General features: G+C 72.1%; 20 protein-coding genes and 1 riboswitch. Of the genes, 11 read left to right on the forward strand and 9 right to left on the reverse strand.

The features are described 5' to 3' along the window. The first annotated feature begins 226 nt into the window (after nt 1–226). From AB0H86_RS23815 to AB0H86_RS23830, 4 genes are all read left to right on the forward strand, one after another. Nucleotides 227–775, forward strand: coding sequence for a carbonic anhydrase (locus AB0H86_RS23815; protein ID WP_362442126.1), 549 nt, complete (start codon nt 227–229; stop codon nt 773–775). Nucleotides 776–1,042: 267 nt separating this feature from the next. After that, complete coding sequence (locus tag AB0H86_RS23820) at nt 1,043–2,077, forward strand: MoxR family ATPase (protein WP_362442129.1); 1,035 nt, start codon at nt 1,043–1,045, stop codon at nt 2,075–2,077. Beyond that, nucleotides 2,077–3,441: a DUF58 domain-containing protein gene (locus AB0H86_RS23825; protein ID WP_362442132.1), complete on the forward strand. Its 1,365-nt coding sequence runs from the start codon at nt 2,077–2,079 to the stop codon at nt 3,439–3,441. The genes AB0H86_RS23820 and AB0H86_RS23825 overlap by 1 nt, the downstream gene beginning before the upstream one ends. Further along, on the forward strand, nt 3,438–5,828 hold the full coding sequence (locus AB0H86_RS23830) for a DUF3488 and transglutaminase-like domain-containing protein (protein ID WP_362442135.1): 2,391 nt from the start codon (nt 3,438–3,440) through the stop codon (nt 5,826–5,828). The genes AB0H86_RS23825 and AB0H86_RS23830 overlap by 4 nt, the downstream gene beginning before the upstream one ends. Before the next feature lie 272 nt (nt 5,829–6,100). Here the strand turns inward: AB0H86_RS23830 and AB0H86_RS23835 are convergent, their stop codons facing one another. From AB0H86_RS23835 to AB0H86_RS23845, 3 genes are all read right to left on the reverse strand, one after another. Continuing rightward, on the reverse strand, nt 6,101–6,493 hold the full coding sequence (locus tag AB0H86_RS23835) for a DUF3040 domain-containing protein (protein ID WP_362442138.1): 393 nt from the start codon (nt 6,491–6,493) through the stop codon (nt 6,101–6,103). A gap of 287 nt (nt 6,494–6,780) precedes the next feature. Next, nucleotides 6,781–7,551 (reverse strand): methyltransferase, encoded by a 771-nt coding sequence (locus AB0H86_RS23840; RefSeq protein WP_362442140.1) that lies wholly within the window; start codon nt 7,549–7,551, stop codon nt 6,781–6,783. Nucleotides 7,552–7,799: 248 nt separating this feature from the next. Continuing rightward, nucleotides 7,800–8,366, reverse strand: coding sequence for an SAV_6107 family HEPN domain-containing protein (locus AB0H86_RS23845; protein WP_362442143.1), 567 nt, complete (start codon nt 8,364–8,366; stop codon nt 7,800–7,802). A gap of 172 nt (nt 8,367–8,538) precedes the next feature. Between AB0H86_RS23845 and AB0H86_RS23850 the strand changes: the two genes are divergently transcribed. From AB0H86_RS23850 to AB0H86_RS23870, 5 genes are all read left to right on the forward strand, one after another. Further along, nucleotides 8,539–9,276, forward strand: coding sequence for an ATP-binding cassette domain-containing protein (locus tag AB0H86_RS23850; protein WP_362442146.1), 738 nt, complete (start codon nt 8,539–8,541; stop codon nt 9,274–9,276). After that, complete coding sequence (locus tag AB0H86_RS23855; RefSeq protein ID WP_362442149.1) at nt 9,248–11,332, forward strand: YhgE/Pip domain-containing protein; 2,085 nt, start codon at nt 9,248–9,250, stop codon at nt 11,330–11,332. Before AB0H86_RS23850 ends, AB0H86_RS23855 begins: the two co-directional genes overlap by 29 nt. 47 nt (nt 11,333–11,379) lie before the next feature. Beyond that, nucleotides 11,380–12,009, forward strand: a complete 630-nt coding sequence (locus tag AB0H86_RS23860) for a TetR/AcrR family transcriptional regulator (protein ID WP_362442152.1) — start codon at nt 11,380–11,382, stop codon at nt 12,007–12,009. 398 nt (nt 12,010–12,407) lie between these two features. After that, nucleotides 12,408–13,019: a DUF4126 domain-containing protein gene (locus tag AB0H86_RS23865; protein WP_362442155.1), complete on the forward strand. Its 612-nt coding sequence runs from the start codon at nt 12,408–12,410 to the stop codon at nt 13,017–13,019. Nucleotides 13,020–13,086: 67 nt separating this feature from the next. Further along, on the forward strand, nt 13,087–14,589 hold the full coding sequence (locus AB0H86_RS23870) for an NAD(P)/FAD-dependent oxidoreductase (RefSeq protein ID WP_362442158.1): 1,503 nt from the start codon (nt 13,087–13,089) through the stop codon (nt 14,587–14,589). Nucleotides 14,590–14,617: 28 nt separating this feature from the next. Here AB0H86_RS23870 and AB0H86_RS23875 read toward each other — a convergent pair whose 3' ends face one another. The 6 genes from AB0H86_RS23875 to AB0H86_RS23900 all read right to left on the reverse strand — a co-directional run bounded on the left by AB0H86_RS23875 (nt 14,618) and on the right by AB0H86_RS23900 (nt 19,586). Continuing rightward, a complete protein-coding gene (locus AB0H86_RS23875; protein ID WP_362442161.1) occupies nt 14,618–15,598 on the reverse strand; it encodes a hypothetical protein in 981 nt (326 codons plus the stop codon). A 56-nt stretch (nt 15,599–15,654) separates the two neighbouring features. Further along, the gene (gene metF / locus AB0H86_RS23880; RefSeq protein ID WP_362442162.1) at nt 15,655–16,578 is read right to left on the reverse strand and encodes a methylenetetrahydrofolate reductase [NAD(P)H]; all 924 of its coding nucleotides are present in this window, start codon (nt 16,576–16,578) and stop codon (nt 15,655–15,657) included. 180 nt (nt 16,579–16,758) lie between these two features. After that, entirely contained in the window at nt 16,759–17,409 is a 651-nt protein-coding gene (gene thiE, locus AB0H86_RS23885; protein ID WP_362442164.1) for a thiamine phosphate synthase, read from the reverse strand. Between the two features lie 116 nt (nt 17,410–17,525). Further along, on the reverse strand, nt 17,526–17,897 hold the full coding sequence (locus AB0H86_RS23890) for an Rv2175c family DNA-binding protein (RefSeq protein ID WP_362442167.1): 372 nt from the start codon (nt 17,895–17,897) through the stop codon (nt 17,526–17,528). A 64-nt stretch (nt 17,898–17,961) separates the two neighbouring features. After that, nucleotides 17,962–19,203: an FAD-dependent oxidoreductase gene (locus AB0H86_RS23895; protein ID WP_362442170.1), complete on the reverse strand. Its 1,242-nt coding sequence runs from the start codon at nt 19,201–19,203 to the stop codon at nt 17,962–17,964. A 32-nt stretch (nt 19,204–19,235) separates the two neighbouring features. After that, entirely contained in the window at nt 19,236–19,586 is a 351-nt protein-coding gene (locus AB0H86_RS23900) for a hypothetical protein (protein WP_362442173.1), read from the reverse strand. Between the two features lie 52 nt (nt 19,587–19,638). Beyond that, a riboswitch (TPP riboswitch) is annotated at nt 19,639–19,750 on the forward strand. Nucleotides 19,751–19,855: 105 nt separating this feature from the next. Here AB0H86_RS23900 and thiO point away from each other — a divergent pair. Then, nucleotides 19,856–21,022 carry a glycine oxidase ThiO gene (thiO, locus tag AB0H86_RS23905; RefSeq protein ID WP_362442487.1) on the forward strand — a complete coding sequence of 389 codons (1,167 nt, stop codon included), beginning with the start codon at nt 19,856–19,858 and terminating at the stop codon, nt 21,020–21,022. Continuing rightward, nucleotides 21,019–21,219, forward strand: a complete 201-nt coding sequence (gene thiS, locus AB0H86_RS23910; RefSeq protein ID WP_362442175.1) for a sulfur carrier protein ThiS — start codon at nt 21,019–21,021, stop codon at nt 21,217–21,219. The genes thiO and thiS overlap by 4 nt, the downstream gene beginning before the upstream one ends. Nucleotides 21,220–21,222: the final 3 nt, after the last annotated feature.

Raw genomic sequence — 21,222 nt, forward strand, 5'->3', positions numbered from 1 at the left:
GTCGCGCCTCCCGCTTCGCGTCACTTTAGTCCACGGTCTCTCGCGGTCAATCAACCGGCCTGCGCGTCGCGGCCACGGGTGCGGTCGATACGGCGAATCGGGAAGATTCACTCTTACGGCCACACTCGCGCCACCCGTGTGGGTTAGCTCACAACAAGGCTCAATGGCGTTCTTTGTCCACTCTCACACCAGGCCCGGATCGAGCGTGACCAGTACCGTCATGGGTATGACGACTTCCGCATCGGTTCCCGCAGGTCCCGAAGCCGCCATAGTTGCCGGCGGCACCGTCACCGACCGTCTTGTCGAGGCGAACGAGCAGTACGCGGCCGCCTTCGCCGACCCCGGCATGGACGCCCGTCCCGTTCTGCGCGTGGCAGTCGTGGCCTGCATGGACGCCCGGCTCGACCTGCACGCCGCACTCGGCCTGGAACTCGGAGACTGCCACACCGTCCGCAACGCCGGCGGTGTCGTCACCGACGACGTCATCCGCTCGCTCACCATCAGCCAGCGCAAGCTCGGAACCCGCAGCGTCGTCCTGATCCACCACACGGGCTGCGGCCTGGAGGCGATCACCGAGGACTTCCGCACCGACCTGGAGATGGAAGTGGGCCAGCGTCCGGCCTGGGCGGTGGAGGCCTTCCGGGACGTCGACCAGGACGTACGGCAGTCGATGCAGCGCGTGCGGACCTCGCCGTTCCTGCTGCACACCGACGACGTACGCGGCTTCGTCTTCGACGTGAAGACCGGCCTGCTGCGCGAGATCGACCCCGCGTAGACACCGGGCGGCCCCCGCCCAGACCCTCGCGACCATCAGCCGCAGCTGTCGATTCGCTGTTAATTCCCGGCCCCGGGGTACTCAAAAGACCGCAAGGCCTGACATATCGCGGGCAGTTGTCCACAGGCGAGTGACACGAATCGGTAACGGCAGCAAGAATGCGGTTGTGACGTCACGCGGAAATTCACGTGTGGTGTCCGTGTTTCGGGGTGGGCCGGTCGCGCATCGAGTGCGTCGGCCAGGAAAGAACGGGCCGAGGAGGGCCGGGTGACGACCTATGACGATCGAGCGAGCCTCACTGATCTGACCGCCACTGTGGAGCGTGTCCGCAGTTCGGTGGAGGGTGTGATCGAGGGCAAGCCCGAGGTCGTACGGCTTTCGCTGACCGTACTGCTCGCCGAGGGACATCTTCTGATCGAGGATGTCCCCGGCGTTGGCAAGACCATGCTGGCCAAGGCACTGGCGCGGTCCATCGACTGCTCGGTGCGCCGAATCCAGTTCACGCCCGACCTGCTGCCCTCGGACATCACCGGAGTGTCCATCTGGGATCAGCAGCGCCGGGACTTCGAGTTCAAGCCGGGAGCGATCTTCGCGCAGATCGTGATCGGCGACGAGATCAACCGGGCCTCGCCGAAGACGCAGTCGGCACTCCTGGAGTCGATGGAGGAGCGCCAGGTCACCATCGACGGGCATACCTACGAGCTGCCCAGCCCCTTCATGGTGGTCGCCACGCAGAACCCGGTCGAGATGGAGGGCACCTACCCGCTGCCGGAGGCCCAGCGTGACCGCTTCATGGCCCGCGTCTCCATCGGCTACCCGAGCGCCGAGGCCGAGCTGGAGATGCTCGACGTCCACGGCGGCGTGAACCCCCTGGACGACCTCCAGCCGGTGGCGCACGCGCACGAGATCTTGAAGCTGATCGACGCCGTCCGCGGCGTCCACGTCGCCGACCCGGTCCGCCGGTACGCGGTGGACCTGGTCGCCGCCACCCGCACCCACCCCGACCTCAGACTCGGCGCCTCCCCGCGCGCGACGCTGCACCTGCTGCGCGCGGCGAAGGCGTCCGCCGCCCTGAGCGGCCGGGAGTACGCCCTGCCGGACGACGTGCAGGCGCTCGCCGTCGCGGTCCTGGCCCACCGTCTGCTGCCGACCGCCCAGGCCCAGCTGAACCGCCGCACGGCCGAGCAGGTCGTGCAGGAGATCCTGCAGCGCACCCCGGTGCCCGCCGCGCCGCAGCAGGGCGGCACCGGTCTGGGACGCGGCGCGACGGCGTTCGGCCAGCAGCAGCCGCGGAGGCTGTGATGACCTTCGGGGCAACCGGACAGGCGGAGCCGGACCGCGGCGAGAAGGGCGGGCTGCGCACCGCGCTGGCCGGTCTGACCACCCGTGGCCGCTCCTTCTTCGCCGCCGGTGTCGCCGCGGCCATCTGCGCGTACGTCCTCGGGCAGAGCGACCTGCTGCGGGTCGGGCTGCTGCTGGCCGCGCTGCCGCTGATCTGCGCCACCGTGCTGTTCCGCACCCGCTACCGGGTGGCCGGCAGCCGTCGGCTCTCCCCCGCGCGCGCACCGGCCGGCAGCGAGGCCCGCGTCCATCTGCGGGTGGACAACGTCTCGCGGCTGCCCACCGGACTGCTGATGCTCCAGGACCGGGTGCCGTACGTGCTGGGCCCGCGTCCCCGCTTCGTGCTCGACCGGGTGGAGCCGGGCGGCCGCCGCGAGGTGTCCTACCGGGTCCGCTCCGACCTGCGCGGCCGCTATCCGCTGGGCCCGCTGCAACTGCGCCTGACCGACCCGTTCGGGATGTGCGAGCTGACCCGGTCCTTCTCGACGTACGACACCCTGACGGTGATCCCGCGCGTGGAGCCGCTGCCGCCGGTGCGGCTCAGCGGTGAGGCGAGGGGGTACGGCGACGGGCGGCACCGCTCACTGGCGCTGGCCGGCGAGGACGACGTCATCCCGCGCGGATACCGCTACGGCGACGACCTGCGCCGGGTGCACTGGCGCTCCACCGCGCGCTACGGCGAGCTGATGGTGCGCCGCGAGGAGCAACCGCAGCGCGCCCGCTGCACGGTCCTGCTGGACACCCGGGGCCTCGCCTTCCAGGGCGCGGGCCCCGATTCGGCCTTCGAGTGGGCGGTGTCGGGCACCGCTTCGGTCCTGGTGCACATGCTCGAACGAGGCTTTTCGGTGCGCCTGTTGACAGACACCGGCAACTCGGTGCCCGGCGAGGGCTCCGACGGGTTCGCGGGTGCGAGCCAGGGGACGGCGGACGCGGCCGGGCTGATGATGGACACCCTCGCGGTGATCGACCACTCGGACGGCGCGGGTCTGTCCCGGGCCTACGACGTGCTGCGCGGCGGCAATGAAGGACTGCTGGTGGCCTTCTTCGGCGACCTCGACGAGGAGCAGGCCGCGATCGCCGGCAAGATGCGGCAGCGCAGCGGCGGTGCGGTCGCCTTCCTGCTGGACAGCGACAGCTGGGTGCGGGAACCGGACGATGTGTCCGGCCCGTTGGACCGGAGCGAGGAGCGGCTGCGGATGCTGCGCGAGGCGGGCTGGACGGCCCTGAGCGTGCCTCGGGGCGCCTCGCTGGAGGACCTGTGGCGCCAGGCGGAGCGGGAGCGCGTCGGCGTCGGTGCGCTCGGCACCGGGGAGGGGTGGTCATGAGCGGGCGGGTACGACTGGCGCTGTGCGCCTGGGCGGCCACGCTGATGTCCGCGTGCGCCCTGCTGCCTCTGGTCCAGCCGGCCACCTGGATCCTGCAGGCCGCCTTCCTGCTGGCGGTGCAGTCGGGCGTGGGCGCGGCGACCCGGCGGGTGCCGCTGGCCCGGCCGCTGACCGTGGCCGCACAGGCCCTGGTCGCGCTGATGCTGCTGACCCTGACCTTCGCGCGTGAACATGCCCTCCTCTGGCTGGTCCCCGGCCCGGACACCTTCGTACACTTCGCCGACCTGCTGCGACAGGGCTCCGACGACATCGCGCGGTATGCGATCCCGGCGCCGCTGGAGTCCGACGGCATCCGGCTGATGCTCGTCGGCGGGGTGCTGATCATCGGGCTCGCCGTGGACGCCCTGGCGGTGACCTTCCGCAGCGCGGCCCCGGCCGGCCTGCCGCTGCTCGCGCTGTACTCCGTCGCCGCGGGACTGTCCGACGGCGGCACCGACTGGCTCTGGTTCCTGGTCGCGGCGGCCGGCTATCTGCTGCTGCTCCTGGCCGAGGGGCGGGAGCGGCTGTCCCAGTGGGGCCGGGTCTTCGGCGGGGCCGCGCGCGTTCCGGGCGAGGAGTCCGGGGCGGTGGCGCCGATCCGCACCGGGCGGCGCATCGGTGCGGTCGCGCTGGGCGTGGCCCTCGTGGTGCCGTTGGCGCTGCCCGCGATGAACGGCGGCCTGCTGGACGGCGCCGGGACGGGCGTGGGCTCCGGCAGCGGGGGCGGCGGCACGATCTCCGCGGTCAACCCGCTGGTCTCCCTGCGTGACAGTCTGAACGTGGACGAGGACCGGCGGGTGCTCTCCGTGCGTCCCGAGGCCGACACGGACGTCTCCAACCTCTATCTGCGGATCGTGTCCCTGGACGACTTCGACGGCACCACCTGGAAGCCGTCCAAGCGGTCCATCACCGCCGTACCGAAGAACGGGTTCCCGACCCCCATCGGCCTCGGCCCGGACGTCAAGCGCACCGAGACCGAGACGACCGTCTCGGCGGCCGACTGGTACGCACAGGACTGGCTGCCGATGCCGTACCCGCCCAGCGATGTGCGGATCCGGGGCAACTGGCGCTACGAACCCGAGGGCATGACGCTCGTCGGCGACCACGGCCAGAACACCCGTGGTGCGACGTACGAGGTGAAGAGCCTTGACGTACAGCCGACGGCCGAGCAGCTCGCCTCCGCGCCGAATCCGCCCCCGGCCCTGACCCGCGAGTACACCAAGTTGCCGGACTCCCTTCCGAGCGTGGTGGCCGCGACGGCCCGCCAGGTCGCCGCGAATGCGACGAACCCCTACGAGCAGGCGGTCGCGCTCCAGGACTACTTCGCCGTGACCGGCGGCTTCGAGTACGACACCCAGGTGCAGGTCGGCAGCGGCTCACAGGCGATCGCCCGCTTCCTGAAGGACAAGCAGGGCTTCTGCGTGCACTTCTCCTTCGCGATGGCGGCGATGGCCCGCTCCCTGGGCATACCGGCGCGGGTGGCGGTGGGCTTCGCGCCCGGTTCCCCGCAGGCGGACGGGTCGGTGTCGGTGGGGCTGAGGGATGCCCACGCCTGGCCCGAGCTGTACTTCGAGGGCGTGGGCTGGACCCGCTTCGAGCCGACCCCGAATCGGGGCACGGTGCCGTCGTACACCATTCCGGACGCCTCCGGCAGTACGCTCCCGAACCCGGCGCTGCCGTCCGAGGCGGCGAGCACGGCGCCCTCCGCCGCGCCTTCGGCCAGCGAGGCCTGCACGCCGCAGCAGCGGAAGCTGGACGGCTGCGCGAGCCAGTCTCCGCAGGCCGCGGCGGCCGGGGACGACGACGGCCCGAAGTGGTACGTGCTGCTGGCGTGGGTCCTCGGCGGCCTGGCCGTCCTGGCGATCCCCCTGGCGCCGATGCTGTGGCGGCTGCGGACCAGAGCCGCACGGCTGGGCGGGCACGGCCGCGGTGAGGCCGACGTGGCACTGACCACTCTGGCGGTCTGGCAGGAGCTGACCGACACGGCGTGGGACTTCGGGATCGAGCCGGACGAGTCGCAGACCCCGCGCAAGGCGGCCGCCCGGATCGTCCGGCTCGGGCATCTCGACCCGGCGACGGCAGCCTCGGTGCACCGGGTGGCGGACGCCGTGGAGCAGGTCCTCTACGCTCCGCGGCCGCGCGCGACGGCGGGCCTCGCGGACGACGTCCGCCGGGCGGTCGTCGGGCTGCGGAGCACGGTCAGCAGGAGCACCAGGCTGCGCGCGGTGGTGGCCCCGCGTTCCACCGTACGGGTGGTGTGGGCGTTGTCGGAGTGGTCGGCCGGTCTCACGGCCCGCGCGGCGCAGGCTCGGCCGAGCCTGCGCAAGCCGTGGGGTCAGGAGAGCTGAGGCCGTCGCCGTCTCCTGGGGTCTCCTGGGGGTCTCCTGGGGTCTCCTCGGCCGAGGCAGGCCCCAGGCTCCTCTGCAGCGAGCGGGCCCCGGGTCGATGCGACCCGGGGCCCGCTCCTGTCTGTCCGTCCGCAGCTGAGCCGCTCCGCACCCGTGACACGGCCCTTCTGCACCCGAGGCCGGCCGGGGCGCCCCGCTGCGGGCATACGTGAGGGGGTGACCACCCATCGGATGGTCACCCCCTCACATGTCTGCGAGAGCTGTTGGCCGAGCTAATGGCCGCCCTGTTCGTCGCGGCGCCGCTGCCAGCGCTGCTCGATCTTGTCCATCATGGAGCGCCGTTGCCGTCCCTGACGGCGCGCCTGTGGGCCACCGGCGGGCTGTTCGCCCGGCTTGGGGGCCTTGCGCCAGCCGGTCACCGCGAGCACCGCACAACCCAGCATGACCAGGAAGCCCACCACGCTGAGCCAGACCTGCTTGGCGACCATACCTGCCATGAGGAGCGCGATACCCACGAGGAAGCCCGCGACCGCCTGGTAGACCCGTCGCCGGGTGTACCTGCGCAGCCCGCTTCCCTCAAGCGCTGTCGCGAACTTGGGATCTTCGGCGTACAGCGCTCGCTCCATCTGCTCGAGCATTCGCTGCTCGTGCTCCGAGAGCGGCACGGAGTCCTCCTCATCGTGCAGTCGCCGGGGCGACTAGGGGGTCCCTTCAGGATAGGCAGGGAATCGCCCCCGTGAAACCCGCCCCTCTACGCCATTTGGCCAACCGGATCCCGCCATGACGTCCCGGCTCGCTGAAGATTCCATTCCCCAGCGGCCAGCCCGTCATGCCGGGCGGTCTCCCTCGATCATACGGCGCGGGGCGCGCGATCGGGGGGCCTGTGGCGTACTCCATGTGCACTCCAGCCCCTGATCAGCGACGCGCCCCTCCGCCCCGGGCGGGAGACGACTCAGGCCTCGCCGTCCCCGCGGGTCTCACCGAGCACATGCAGCTGCGTGGCCACGGAGTGGAAGGCGGGGAGCTCGGCCGCGGCTTCCTCCAGCTTCAGCAGGGCCTCCAGGGCGCCTGGCTCGGTGTCCACCAGCCCGCCGGGGACGAGGTCGGCGAAGACCCGTACGCCGTGCACCGCGGCGACCCTGAGGCCCGCACCCTCGACCAGGCCGGTGAGTTGCTCGGTGGTGAAGCGGTGCGGCACGGGGTCTCCGTCGCCCCAGCGGCCGTTCGGGTCGCCGAGGGCCTGCCGGGCCTCCTTGAAATGGCCCGCGAGGGCACGCGCGAGCACGGCGCCGCCCAGGCCCGCCGCGAGCAGGCTGAGGACGCCCTCGGCGCGCAGGGCCGCCACCGCGTTGCGGACGCCCTCGGCGGGGTCGTCCAGGTACTCCAGGACGCCGTGACACAGCACCGCGTCGTAGCCGTCGCGCTCGACCACGTCGAAGAGGCCGTGGGCGTCGCCCTGGACACCCCGCACGCGGTCGGCGACGCCTGCCTCGGCGGCGCGACGCTCCAGGGCGAACAGCGCGTTCGGGCTGGGGTCGACGACGGTGACGCGGTGGCCGAGGCGGGCCACGGGCACCGCGAAGTTGCCGCTGCCGCCTCCGGTGTCGAGGACGTCCAGCGACTCCCGACCCGTGGCCTTGACCCGACGGTCGAGGGCGTCCTGGAGGACCTCCCAGACCACGGCGGTACGGAGAGAGGCGCGGGGGCGCATCGGGTCCGACACGGCAGTTGACTCCTCGGCGCGGCACCGCCTCTTGCGCGGCGGAGCGAACGGGGCGCCTCCCCGCCCCGGAGCACGGGAGAGGGAAGGCTTCAGGCCTTCCCCACCCTATTGCCTCCGCTGGCGCGGCACTGCCGCCGGTACCGCGGCCGGTCAACGCGGTGCCACGCCCGACCGCACGTCGTGTCGGACGTCGCCTCGCACGTCGTGCCGGACGTCGCCTCGGACGTCGCGGTCGCACGGTCCTCGGGTCAGCCGGCGTCCGGGAAGTCACGGTCGGTGGGGTCCTGGTCCGCCGGCTGGTCGGTGTCATGGCGGGGCTGCGGCAGGACGGGCTGGAGCACCAGCATGCGCTCGACGAGGCGCAGGAACATCGCCGCGTCACGTATCAGGTCGTCGGCGTCCCGGCGGCTGGCCGCGCCCTGGATGCCCGCCTCGGCCCGGGCACGGCGCCGGGCCCCGGAGGCGAACAGCACGCTCCACTCGGCGAGTTCGGGGGCTATTTCGGGGAGCACCTCCCAGGCGCTCCGGATGCGGGCCCGGCGTCGGGGCGTGGTCTCGGGGCGCCCCCGGGCGGCGAGCACGGCGGCGGCGGTGCGCAGGGCCGCGAGGTGGGCTGTCGCGTAGCGCTCGTTCGACGTTTCCAGGGCGGTGGCCTCGTCCAGTCCGGCGCGGGCCTGGGCGAGCAGATCGAGGGCGGCGGGCGGGGCCGTGGCCCGGCGCAGCACAGGGTGCACATCGCTCGCCGGGCCGGTCAGTGAGGGGGCAGGGCCGGTGCCACGGCGCCGGTGGGCGGCTGCTGCGTGATAGCTGGCCATGACGAACCTCCTGTCGTCTGTGTGACGGCACGCCCCGATACGGGATGCCGTATGTGCCCATCGTGCGGTATGGCACTGACAATCCGTTCTGACCTGGGCTTTTGCTTCAAACGAAGGTTCGAGCTACTTTTTGCACTGACCAGTCAGTTCAAAAAATTCAGCAGGGGGGACTGTGGGCGGCACCCGCGTCACAGCCGAGGGCTTCGGCCTCAGGGGCCCTCGTGGTTGGGCCTTCCAGAAGGTCGACGTCGACGCGGAGCCCGGGTCGCTGATCGCGATCGAGGGCTCGTCAGGCTCCGGCCGCACGAGCCTGTTGCTCGCTCTCACCGGGCGGATGAAGGCCACCGAGGGGACGGCGGCCGTGGGGGCGGCCCGGCTGCCGAAGCAGTCGGGGGCCGTCCGCCGGGTCAGCGCGCTCGCGCACGTCTGCGGAGTCACCGACCTCGACCCGGCGCTGACCGTCGGCGAGCACCTGCACGAGCGTGCCCTGCTGCAGCGGCGCTACGGCGGGTCCATGCGAGGGCTGTTGCGTCCGCGGGCGGAGCGGGTCAGCGAGTCGAAGGCGCTCGTCGACACCGCGCTCACCTCGGCCGGCCTCGACCTCGACAGCCTGCCCAAGGGCGCCCGGACCGCCGTACGCGATCTGGAGCGGGTCGAGGCGCTGCGACTGTCGGTGGCCCTGGCGCTCTTCGGGCGGCCGGGACTGCTCGGGGTCGACGACGTCGACCTGAAGCTGTCCGAGGCCGAACGCGCCGAGGTCTGGGACCTGTTGGCGTCGATCGCGGAGGCCGGGACCACCGTCCTGGCGGTGTGCGCGCAGGCCCCCGAAGGCGCCGTCACGGTGTCCACCCGCAAGCCGAACGACACGGAGGAGAAGGCCGATGCGCTCGCCGAGACTGGCCGCGCTTGAGTTGCGCCGCTTCGGCAGGGGGAAGCTGCCGCGCGCCGCGCTGGTCGCGCTGCTGGTGCTGCCGCTGCTGTACGGCGCCCTGTACCTGTGGTCCTTCTGGGATCCGTACGGCCAACTCGACCGCGTCCCCGTCGCCCTGGTGAACGACGACCGGGGCGCGACCGCCGACGGGACGAAGCTCAGGGCCGGCGACGACATCACCGAGGGCCTGCGCGACAGCGACACCTTCGAGTGGCACGAGGTGAGCGCCGCCGAGGCACGCGCGGGCGTGGAGGACGGCAGGTACTACCTGTCGCTGACCATGCCGGCCGACTTCAGCCGGCGTATCGGCTCCAGTTCGGGCGACTCCCCCGAGACGGGCACGCTCCAGGTCCGCACGAACGACGCGAACAACTACATCGTCGGACAGATCTCGCGGACGGTGTTCAGCGAGGTGCGGACGGCCGCCTCCACCAAGGCGTCACGGTCCTTCCTGGACCGGATCTTCATCTCGTTCTCGGACATCCACGGCGAGACGGTGAAGGCCGCGAAGGGGGCCGACGACCTGGAAGGCGGTATCGGCAAGGCGGAGAAGGGATCCAAGGATCTCGCCGACGGCCTGAAGGACGCCAAGAAGGGCAGTGGCAAGCTGTCCAAGGGACTGATCAGGCTCGATACGGGCGCGGGCGACCTGGAGGACGGCTCACGGAAGGTCGCGGAGGGCACCCGGGCACTCGCCGACAGGGTCGACGGGGTCGCGGACAAGGTGGGCCCTTTCCTCGAGGACAACGAGAAGACCATCGGCGACACCGCCCAGCTGGTGGCCGACTCCGCCGGGACGATCAGGCGCAACCTCGACACCCTGGTGAAGACGGCCCCGACGGCCGCCAAGGGGGCGCACCCGGCCTCCGACACACTGGACGGCGTCTACCGGGCGCGCTGCGAGGACCCCGTCCTGCCGGACGCCGCCTGCGCCGACCTGAAGAAGGCCCGGCAGGCCGCCGCCGACGTGGCGAAGGTCGCCGACGACCTCAACACGCTGATCGCGGACCAGAACGGCGACCTGAAGAAGCTCGACGGCCACCTCGGCACACTCCAGGAGCAGGCCCAGGCGCTCGCCGACCGGGCGCCGCGTCTCTCCGAGGACCTCGACGACGCCGTATCGAAGATCGACAAGCTGAACGAGGGCGCCGGGAAGGTCGCCGCCGGCGCCAAGGAGCTGCACAAGGGGCTCGGCACGGCCGAGACCGGCGCGTCGGACCTGGACTCGGGCGTCGGTGACCTCAGGACGGGCGCCGAGGACCTCAACGGCGGCATGTACAAGCTCGTCGACGGCTCCGGGAAGCTCTCCGACGGCCTGCACGACGGCGCCCAGCAGATCCCCGACTACGACAAGCGGGACCGCGACCGGCGCACCGGAGTGATGGCGGACCCGGTCCAACTGGTCTCCAGGGACCTGCACAAGGCGCCCAACTACGGCACCGGTTTCGCCCCGTACTTCATCCCGCTGTCGCTGTGGGTGGGCGCCATGGTGGCGTACATGCTGATCGCGCCGATGAACCGGCGTGCGCTGGCCGCGGGCGCCCCGGCCTCGCGGATCGCGCTGGCGGGCTGGCTGCCGGTGGTGGCGATCGGCGTACTGCAGACCGTGGCCCTGATGTCCGTGCTGCACTGGGCGATCGGCCTGGAGATGGCCCGGGCGGCCGGCACGGTGGGCTTTCTGTTCCTGGTGACGGCGTGTTTCGCGGCGATCGTGCAGTGGCTGAACGCGCGCTTCGGAGCGGCGGGCCGGATCCTCGTACTCGCCCTGCTGATGCTCCAGTTGACGTCCGCGGGCGGCACCTACCCGGTGCAGACCAGCCCGGGCTTCTTCAACGCGCTCCACCCCTACCTGCCGATGAGCTACGTCGTCGAGGCTCTGCGCAGGCTCATCACCGGCGGCGGGCTGGGTCCGGTGTGGCAGGGGTGTGCCGTCCTGGCGGCGTTCACCGCGGGCGCCCTCGCGCTGACCGCCCTGTCGGCCCGTCGCCGTCAGGTGTGGACCCTCGACCGACTGCACCCGGAGCTGACCCTGTGAGCGCTTCGGTGACTTCTCGGAGCCCGGCTCCTGTGAGAATCAGGACCATGGAAAGCAGCAGCACCACTCCGGGTGTCAGCACACGCCGCGAGGCCACCCGGCAGAAGCTCTATGAGGCGGCCGTCACGCTCATCGCCGAGCAGGGGTTCTCCGCCACCACCGTGGACGAGATCGCCGAACGCGCGGGGGTCGCCAAGGGCACGGTGTACTACAACTTCGCGAGCAAGTCGGTCCTGTTCGAAGAGCTGCTGCGGCATGGAGTGGGCCTGCTCACCGCCTCCCTCCGCGAGGCGGCCGAGCGGACCGACCGGGACGGCGGCACCAAGGTGGACGCCCTGGACGCGATGATCCGCGCGGGTCTCGTCTTCATCCAGCGCTACCCGTCCTTCACCCAGCTGTACGTGGCGGAGTTGTGGCGCACCAACCGCACCTGGCAGTCCACCCTCTTGGTGGTCCGCCAGGAGGCGGTGGCGGTCGTCGAGGGCGTCCTGCGCGAGGGCGTCGGCAACGGCGAGTTCTGCGACGAGATCGATGTCCAGCTCACCGCGGCCGCGCTGGTCGGCATGGTGCTGGTGGCCGCCCTGGACTGGCAGGCCTTCCAGCCGGAGCGCTCCCTGGACGACGTGCACGCGGCGCTGTCGCGGCTGCTCCAGGGGCGGGTGAGCGGGCGCCGCTGAGAAGGGCCGCCCCTTCGAAGAAACACGAAAGCGCCGGTCCGATGTGGCCGCGTCCCCCGCGGGCCACCTCGAACCGGCGCTCCCCTGTGCTCCCCCGATTTCCCCCGTGCTCCCCCGATTTCCCCCGTTGGGCCCCCGTTCGGTCGTCCCCCGGGTCACCCCCGTGCCTCGCTCCCGCCGGCATCGGCCGGCGGAAGGAGCGGATCCGGGGCCGCTCCGTTCCGGCGCCCCGTGTCGCCGGTGCCGGAGCCGCGCCCCTTTTCCGTGCCTCCACTCTCTCGTTCACCCAGGTCGGCCCCCATCCGCGCGGGTACTCAACTCACCCCCTAGGTACGCGTACTCAGACCTACGCACTCAGGCCCAGGACGCCGTGTCGCCGACTGGTTACGATCGCGTCCGTGTCCGTACTCCCTTTGGTCTTCACGAGCGGCTGGGCCAGCGGCGTCAACGCGTACGCCGTGGTGCTGCTCGGCGTGTTCGGCGCGACCGGACTGGGCGACGAGGTTCCCGAGACTCTGCAACGCCCCGAGGTGCTCGTCGCGGCGGGCGTGTTGTTCCTGTGCGAGGCGGTCGCCGACAAGATCCCGTACGTCGACTCGGCGTGGGACGCGGCGCACACCGTGATCCGGCCGGTCGCCGGTGCGTGGGTCGGGGCGCTGCTGGCCGGGCAGAGCGGTTCGCTGTCCGATGTGGCGGCGGGCCTGATCGGCGGTTCGACGGCGTTGGCCAGCCATACGGTGAAGGCCGGCACGAGGATGGCGGTCAACGCCTCCCCGGAGCCGTTCAGCAACATCGTGGTGAGTCTCGCCGAGGATCTCGGGGTCGGCGCGATCGTCACGTTCGCGATGTTCCATCCGCAGGCCGCGGCGATCATCGCGGGTGTGCTGCTGCTCGCCGGACTCGTCGTGCTCTCCTTCCTGGTCTCCAGGATCCGGCGGTTCCTGCGCCGCAGGGCCCGGCGGCGGGACGAGCGACGGCTCGCGGCGGGGCCCGCGCCGCCGCCCTACTGAACCGGGGAACATCGCTGGTCACAGGCGCGTGGACGGATTGTCGGCGGCGGCCGATAGAGTCGCGGTCATGGCACGGATTGCGGTGATCGGCGCCGGGACGGGCGCGATGGCGGCCGCCGCCCGGCTGGCCGTCGCGGGCCACCGGGTGGCGGTGTACGAGCGGACGGAGACGTACGGCGGAGCGGTGCGCCGTTTCGAGCGCGAGGGCTTCTCCTTCGACACGGGCCCGGGGCTTCTTCCCCTCCCCGCGGTCTACCGCGACCTGTTCGTCAAGACCGGCAAGGAGCCGCTCGAGGCCTGCGTCGAGCTGGTCCAGGTCGACCCGTCGGCACGGCACGTCTTCGCGGACGGCACCCGGCTGTCCGTGCCCAACGCCTCGCGCGCGGGAGTCGTCACGGCTCTGGACGAGGCGCTCGGTTCGGGCGCCGGGCAGCGCTGGGGCGACTTCCTGGTCCGGGCCCGGGAGGCCTGGGACCGGACCCGCAGGCCGCTCCTGGAGGAGCCGCTGTGGCCGAACTGGTCGGTGCTCGCCGACCGCGAGCCCTATCCGGCGGTCCCCCACAAGCGCCTGCTGCGCACCCGCAGGGCCACGACCCTCGCGGAGGTCGGCGCCTGGGAACTGCGCGACCCCCGTCTCATCGCCCTCCTGGAGAGCCACGCACTGGCGTACGGCCTGGACCCACGGGCGGCCCCGGCGAGCGCGGCCGTCCTGCCGTACCTGGAGCACGCCTTCGGCACCTGGTATGTCCGCGGCGGCATACGGGAGTTGGCGCGCGCGGTGTATGAGCGGTGCGTGGCCAGGAAGGTCGAGTTCGTCTTCGGCGCCGAGGTCACCGGGGTGCTGGAGAAGGACGGCCGGGCGGCGGGAGTGGAACTCGCGGGCGGCGCGGTGGCGGAGGCCGAGTTCGTGGTCGCCGGCGTCGCGCCTCAGGTGCTGAGCGGCGTCGTCCGCGGCACGGCGGCGCGGGGCGCGGAAGAGGTGCCGCCGCAGCGCGGACTGCCGAGCCGGATGACGGTGCTGCTGGCGCTGCGCGGCGGGCGTCCGGAGGGGGCGGCGCACCGGACGGTGGTGCACGCGGAGGACCGCGAGAGCGAGTTGGAAGAACTGTTCGGCACGGCTCCCGCGACGCCCTGGCGTCCGACGGTGACGGTGCTCCGGCCGGACGACCCCGGGCTCGTCCCCGACACGGAGCACGAGGCGGTCACGCTCACCTCCGTGGTCCCGGCCGGCCGGCCCGAGCCGGAGGTCGTGGACCGGTACACCGAGGCGATGACGAGGGCCGCCGAGCATGCCGTACCGGAGCTGCGTGAGCGCCTCCTGTGGCATGAGGTCCGTACCCCGGCCGACATCGCGGAGGCGACCGGCGCGGAGGGCGGCGCCGTGCCCGCACCGGCGCTCGCCGCGGGGGCCGGCCGTCTGCTGCACCCGTCCAACAGCACGGCGATACCGGGCCTGTTCACCGTCGGCGGCTGGTCACATCCGGGCGGCGGTCTCCCCCATGCCGGGATGTCGGGCGCGCTCGTCGCCGGACTGATCGTGGAGGGACCGGAGTTCCGGGGTTCTCGGTGAACGCGCGGCACCCCGGCCGAGGGGCGCTTCAGAAGCGGTACTGCTCGTCGAACCCGTTGCCCTGGTTCTGGTTCTGGTTCTGGTTCTGGTCGTAGCCCTGCTGGCCGTACTGCTGTTGCTGTTCCTGCGGGAACTCGCCGTACGGGTCGTCGGTGCTGCGCTGTTGCGGAACCCACACCCCGCCCGCCGGGGTCTCGCCGTAGTTGCCGGTGGCGTACTGGTCCTGGCCGTAGTCCTGCTGCCCGTACTGCTGCTGGCCGCCGTAGGACGTGTCGTACCCGGCGCCGTCGTAGGTCTGGGTGCCGATGTACGGGTCGGAGTAGGCGGCGTACTGCTGCTGCCCGGACGTGTCGTAGCCGTACTGCTGCTGGTCGTAGCCGGTGTAGCCGTCGTAGGAGTACGACTGGTCGGCGGCGGCCGTCGCGTACTGGTCCTGGGTCTGACCGGCGGTGGCGTAGGACGCGTCGGCGGCGGCGGTGTACCCGGAGTTGTATACGCCGTACGAGCCGGTGTCGTCGGGCAGGGGCTGCGGCTCGTACACGGAGGTGGTCTCGGCGGCCGTCGGGGCGACGGGGCGGGCGGGCGTGAACACGTCGTCGCGGTCGTACTCGTCGTGGCGGCCGTAGGAACCGGTGTCCTGGCCGAAGTCGGTGTTGTCGCCGTAGCCCGCGTCGGCCGCCTCGAGGCCGGTGACCTCCAGGGCCGGATCCTGACGGTCGGCCTTGCCGCGGCGCCGCTTGCTGCCGTCGGCGCCCGGGCGGCTGACCGCCCAGCCGGACGCGAAGCCGCGGCGGAAGGAGAGGGTGACGTAGGTCTGGCCGAGCGCGAAGGCGATCGCACCCAGCGCGATGACGGCCACGGACGGGATCAGCACGCCGAACACGACGCCGAGGAATCCGGCGAAGGCGAGCAGCCGCCAGCGCAGGCGTGCCTTGTACTGCAGCAACACCTCACCCAGCAGCCACAGTGCGACGATGCCGAACGCGATGTAGAGGACCGTCCAGCCCATGTACGCCCCTCTCCCAGTGGCCGTTACGCAGTGTGTCGTATGCCGGTGCGACCGGTCTAGGCCTGGGGCGGGTGGTGCAGTCCCAGGTTCTCGTAGATCTCCAGCGTCGCCGTGGAGTTGTTGAGCGTGATGAAGTGCAGCCCGGGCACTCCCTCGGACAGCAGCCGCGCACAGAACTCAGTGGCGAACTCGATACCAATGGAGCGTACAGCCGCCGGATCGTCTTTGACTGTGAGGATCCGCTCTTTCAGGGCGGGCGGGAAGGACGCGTTGGTGAGGGACGGAATCCGAGCCAGGCTCTTCGCGCTGGCGATCGGCATGACCTCGGGAATGATCGGGGTCTCGCAGCCCGCGGCCGCGACCCGGTCCCGCAGCCGCAGGTAGTCCTCCGGATGGAAGAACATCTGCGTGATCGCGTAGTCCGCGCCGGCGCGGCACTTGTCGACGAAGTTGCGGACGTCGGTGTCCCAGTCGGGGGAGCGCGGGTGCATCGCGGGGAAGGCCGCGACGCCGACGCAGAAGTCGCCGGACGCCTTGATGAGTTCGACGAGTTCGGCGGCGTAGGCGAGGCCGTGGGGGTGCGGCACCCAGTCGCCCATCGGGTCGCCGGGCGGATCGCCGCGCAGGGCCAGCATGTTGCGGATACCGGCGTCGGCGTACTGCCCGATGATGTTGCGCAGATCGGCCACCGAGTGATCGACCGCGGTGAGGTGGGCGATCGGGGTGAGCGTGGTGTCGGAGGCGATCGCCTCGGTCGCCTTGACCGTGCCCGCGCGGGTGGAACCGCCCGCGCCATAGGTCACGGAGACGAAGTCGGGCGCCACGGCCTCGACCCGGCGCAACGCGTTCCAGAGGTTCCGCTCGCCCTTCGGGGTCTTCGGGGCGTAGAACTCGAACGAGTACGTCGTCTTACCGGTCGCGAGCATGTCACGCACCGTGCGGGCGTGGTCCGACCTGGTGGATGCGGTGCCGAGGGCCATACCCGCAGGTTAGTCAGGGTGCGGTGGGTCCCCCAACCGGATCACGGATTTTTGGCTGATTTGTCTATTTCATGTCCACCTATTGGACGGACAGGGGCGGGCAGGTAGACAGGCTGGTCGGACAGTCGGACAGTCGGATGAGACGGCAGGGCGAGGCTGCGGGGCGAGACAGCGGCGTCATCAGGCCTGGCGCAGTCGCTTCGCGAACTCCGCGGCCGCCGCTCCCGGATCGTCCGCCTCCGTGATCGCCCGGACGACCACGACTCTGCGGGCGCCCGCCTCCAGCACCTCGTCGAGGTTGCCGAGGTCGACGCCGCCGATGGCGAACCAGGGCCGTTCGGTGCCGAGGGAGGCGGTGTACCGGACCAGGTCGAGACCGGGAGCGTGGCGGCCGGGCTTGGTGGGGGTCGGCCAGCACGGGCCGGTGCAGAAGTAGTCCACGCCCTCCTGGACGGCGGCCGCGGCGGCCTCCGACTCGGCGTGCGTGGAGCGGCCGACGAGGACGTCGTCGCCGAGGATCGCGCGGGCGGCGGGGACCGGAAGGTCGCCCTGCCCGAGGTGCAGGACATCGGCGTCGGCGGCGTGGGCGACATCCGCCCGGTCGTTGACCGCGAGGAGCCTGCCGTGCCGGGCGCAGGCGTCGGCGAACACCTGGAGGTGCTCCAGCTCCTCCGCCGCCTCCATGCCCTTGTCCCGCAGCTGCACGATGTCGACCCCGCCGGCCAGGACGGCGTCCAGGAACCCGGCGAGGTCGCCCTGTCGCTTGCGGGCGTCCGTGCAGAGGTACAGCCGGGCGTCGGCGAGCCGGGCGCGGGCGGTGCTGTCGGGCATACGTGGGTTCCCCCGTGGTGGATGGCGTACGGGCCGCGGGCCGCGGTCGACCACGACCGTGGCTCTGGTGCGCCACGGCCCGTACGTCGGGCGATGTTCAGATCAGCGTGCTCAGCTCAGACGGCGAGCGCCTGGGCGCGGCGCTTCACCTCCGTGCCGCGATTCTCGCTCAGCGCCTGGGCGGGGGTGCCGGGCAGGCTCGGGTCGGCGGTGAAGAGCCACTCGAGCATTTCTTCGTCGGTGAAGCCGTCGTCCCGCAGGAGCGTCAAGGTGCCGGTGAGGCCCTTGACGACCTTCTGCTCGGCCCCGTCGATGAAGGCGGCGGGGACGTGCAGCGCGCGGTTCTCACCACGGCGTACGGCGATGAGCTGGCCCTCCTTGACCAGCTGCCGCACACGTGTCACCTCGACATCGAGCATCTCTGCGATGTCGGGGAGGGTGAGCCAGGCGGGGACGAGAGCATCGATCTTTGCGTCAATCTCGGTCACGGGACAAGCGTGCCATCTCGCACTGACAGTCGGAAGCCAGGAACGCCCGACCTGCGGTTTTCTCCTACGCCGTGGCCGCCTTCAGAGGCCTGGCCGGATCGGTCAGCAGCGTAGGGTCCATGAGCGTCCCCGCCTCGATCAGCCGCCGCCCCTGCGCCAGGTCCCGGGGGCGGCCCACCGCCAGCAGGGCGACCAGGCGGTTCTCCCGCAGCCAGCACACCGACCAGGCCGGGCCGGACGGGTCGCCGCGCCACCGGGTGGTGTCGGCGGACGCGTGGTGGCCCACGTACTGCACGAAGCGCCCGAACTGCTCGGACCAGAAGTACGGGACCGGGTCGTAGACGGCCGGGGGCTCGCCGGTGGCCTCGCCGACGATGTTCTCGGCCACCGTGCGCGGCCCCTGGAGGGCGTTGTCCCAGTGGTGGACCAGCAGGCGCTCGCCGTACCGTCCCGAAGGGAAGGAGGCACAGTCGCCGACCGCGTAGACGTCCGGTTCGGAGGTGCGCAGGCGGTCGTCGGCGAGGACCTCGCGGTGGGGGCCGAGGGTGATGCCGGAGCCGGCCAGCCAGGCCGTGGCGGGGCGGGCGCCGATGCCGACGACCACGGCAGCGGCGGGCAGCCGCGAGCCGTCGTCCAGGATCACGGCCCCGGGTTCGACGCGCGCCACGCGCGCGTGGGTGCGCAGTTCGACACCGGCGTCGGCGTACCAGGAGGCCATCGGGGCGGCCACGTCGGCGGGCAGCGCGCCGGCCAGCGGGCGGCCGGCGGCCTCGACGACCGTCACCGCGCAGCCGGCCTCGCGCGCGGCCGTGGCGAACTCGGCGCCGATCCAGCCCGCGCCGACGACCACGATGTCCTGCTGCCGGGCGAGTACCGGACGCAACCGCTCGGCGTCGTCCAGGGTGCGCAGCAGATGGACTCCGGGCACGTCTTCCGCGCCCGGCAGCCGGATGGGTTCGGCGCCGGTCGCCAGGACCAGGACGTCGTACGGCACCGGCCCCTCGGCGGTGTCCAGCAGGTGCGCGCCGGGGCGCACGCCCAGAACCTCGCGCCCGAGGCGCAGCTCGATGCCGAGGGCGTCGAAGTCGACGTCGAAGGCGGCGCCCTCGGACTTGCCGAGCAGCACGGCCTTGGACAGCGGCGGCCGGTCGTACGGCTGATGGGACTCCGCGCCGATCAGGGTCACGGTGCCGGCGAAGCCCTGTTCCCTCAGGGCGACCGCGGTCTGCACCCCGGCCATGCCCGCGCCCACCACGACGACACGCCGTGGCGTGGAGGTTCCCCGTTCCTGCGTCTGCTCGCTCACCTGATCACCATAGACAACTGACGGTCAGTCAGTCAGGGGGCGTGCTCCGTGAGCTGCTCCACAACGCTCGTCCCGCTACCGGGCTGCGACTCCCACTCCCAGCTCTCCTCCAGCCGCACGCGACCGTCGGACAGGTCGACGACCGTCGACACACAGTGCCCCGAGGAGGTCGTCCCGTCGTGCTTGAGCTGTACGTACCGGAAGTCCAGGCGGTCGCCCTCACGCGTCCCCACCAAGTGTCCGCGGACGACGTCCCCGCCCGCGTACTCGGCCCAGATCTCGCCGTCCTTCTCGTGGTACATGAACCGGGTGCGGGTACCCACCTGACCCGGGGCCTGGTCGGCGACGGGGGCGAGGACGAGTCCGTCGAGCGAAACTGCCACGGGCGGAGGCTCCCTTACTGAGACGGACGGCATCGGGCTAGGGTGGCCAACGTAGAGCACTCGCGGGAGCCCGGACGCACCGGGCTGAGAGGGAGGCTGGCGGCCTCCGACCGTACGAACCTGATCCGGGTCATGCCGGCGAAGGGAGGGGCTGGACGCCCATGTCGCGTACGCGTACGCCAGATCCATCGGACACCACAGATGTCCCGTCGGACACCACAGACGTCCCGTTGAATGCCACAGACGTTCCGCTGCACGCCTCGGACGCCCTGTCGGGCACCCCGGGCACCCCGGACGTCCTGGTCGTCGGGGGCGGCATCATCGGCCTGGTCATCGCGTGGCGGGCCGCGCAGCGCGGGTTCGCCACGGCCGTCGTCGACCCCGAACCTGGCGGCGGGGCCGCCCGGGTGGCGGCCGGGATGCTGGCCGCCGTCACGGAACTGCACTACGGCGAGCAGACCCTGCTCGGCCTGAACCTGGAGTCGGCCCGCCGCTATCCGGACTTCGCCGCCGAGCTCACCGACCTCACCGGCCGCGACCTCGGCTACCGCCGCAGCGGCACGCTCGCCGTCGCGCTGGACGCCGACGACCGCGCGCATCTGCGCGAACTGCACGCACTGCAACGGCAGTCGGGGCTGGACTCCGAGTGGCTGTCCGGGCGGGAGTGCCGACGCCTGGAGCCGATGCTCGCGCCGGGCGTGCGTGGCGGGCTGCGGGTCGACGGCGACCACCAGATCGATCCGCGACGGCTGGCCGACGCTCTGCTGGCCGCGTGCGAGCGGGCCAAGGTCGTCTTCCACCGCACCCGGGCCGAACGGCTTTCGGTGGTACGGGAGCGGGCGACCGGTGTCGTCACACGCGAGGGCGTCGTGCTGGGCGCCGGGCAGGTGGTGCTGGCGGGCGGCAGTCTCAGCGGGCGCCTCGCGGGGGTCCCCGCGGACATCCTGCCGCCCGTGCGGCCCGTGAAGGGGCAGGTGCTGCGGCTGACCGTGCCCGAGCGGTACGCGCCGTTCCTGAGCCGGACGGTGCGGGCCGTGGTGCGCGGCAGCCAGGTCTACCTGGTGCCGAGGGAGAACGGCGAGCTGGTCGTCGGCGCCACCAGCGAGGAGCTGGGCTGGGACACCACGGTGACCGCGGGCGGCGTGTACGAGCTGCTGCGGGACGCCCACGAGCTGGTCCCGGGGATCACGGAGCTGCCGCTCACGGAGGCCCGGGCCGGACTGCGTCCCGGCTCCCCCGACAACGCGCCGCTGCTCGGCCCGACCGGCCTTGACGGGCTGCTGCTCGCCACCGGGCACTACCGCAACGGCGTGCTGCTCACGCCGGTCACCGGCGACGCCCTGGCGCACGCCCTGGTCACCGGTGAACTCCCGGAAGAGGCCCGTCCGTTCACGCCCAAGCGCTTCAGCACCGTCCGCACGGAGCAGCCCGTATGAACATCTCGGTCAACGGCGAGCGGCGCGAGGTCGCCCGCGGCACCGCCCTCGACACACTCGTGCGGTCCCTCACCGCGGCGCCCTCCGGAGTGGCCGCCGCCCTCAACGAAACCGTCGTCCCGCGCGCGCGATGGTCCTCGACGTCCCTCACCGAGGGAGACCGCGTCGAAGTCCTCACCGCCGTCCAAGGAGGCTGACCC

Source organism: Streptomyces sp. NPDC050997, assembly GCF_040660135.1.
In the GTDB taxonomy this organism is placed as follows: Bacteria; Actinomycetota; Actinomycetes; order Streptomycetales; family Streptomycetaceae; genus Streptomyces.

Bases quoted from the DNA above. Each gene is read 5' to 3' on its own strand.
- AB0H86_RS23815 (WP_362442126.1), top strand. From the start codon at position 227: ATGACGACTTCCGCATCGGTTCCCGCAGGTCCCGAAGCCGCCATAGTT.
- AB0H86_RS23845 (WP_362442143.1), bottom strand. From the start codon at position 8,366: ATGGCCAGCTATCACGCAGCAGCCGCCCACCGGCGCCGTGGCACCGGC.
- AB0H86_RS23875 (WP_362442161.1), bottom strand. From the start codon at position 15,598: ATGGGCTGGACGGTCCTCTACATCGCGTTCGGCATCGTCGCACTGTGG.
- AB0H86_RS23855 (WP_362442149.1), top strand. From the start codon at position 9,248: ATGCGCTCGCCGAGACTGGCCGCGCTTGAGTTGCGCCGCTTCGGCAGG.
- thiS (WP_362442175.1), top strand. From the start codon at position 21,019: ATGAACATCTCGGTCAACGGCGAGCGGCGCGAGGTCGCCCGCGGCACC.
- AB0H86_RS23870 (WP_362442158.1), top strand. From the start codon at position 13,087: ATGGCACGGATTGCGGTGATCGGCGCCGGGACGGGCGCGATGGCGGCC.
- thiE (WP_362442164.1), bottom strand. From the start codon at position 17,409: ATGCCCGACAGCACCGCCCGCGCCCGGCTCGCCGACGCCCGGCTGTAC.
- metF (WP_362442162.1), bottom strand. From the start codon at position 16,578: ATGGCCCTCGGCACCGCATCCACCAGGTCGGACCACGCCCGCACGGTG.
- AB0H86_RS23825 (WP_362442132.1), top strand. From the start codon at position 2,077: ATGACCTTCGGGGCAACCGGACAGGCGGAGCCGGACCGCGGCGAGAAG.
- AB0H86_RS23860 (WP_362442152.1), top strand. From the start codon at position 11,380: ATGGAAAGCAGCAGCACCACTCCGGGTGTCAGCACACGCCGCGAGGCC.
- AB0H86_RS23830 (WP_362442135.1), top strand. From the start codon at position 3,438: ATGAGCGGGCGGGTACGACTGGCGCTGTGCGCCTGGGCGGCCACGCTG.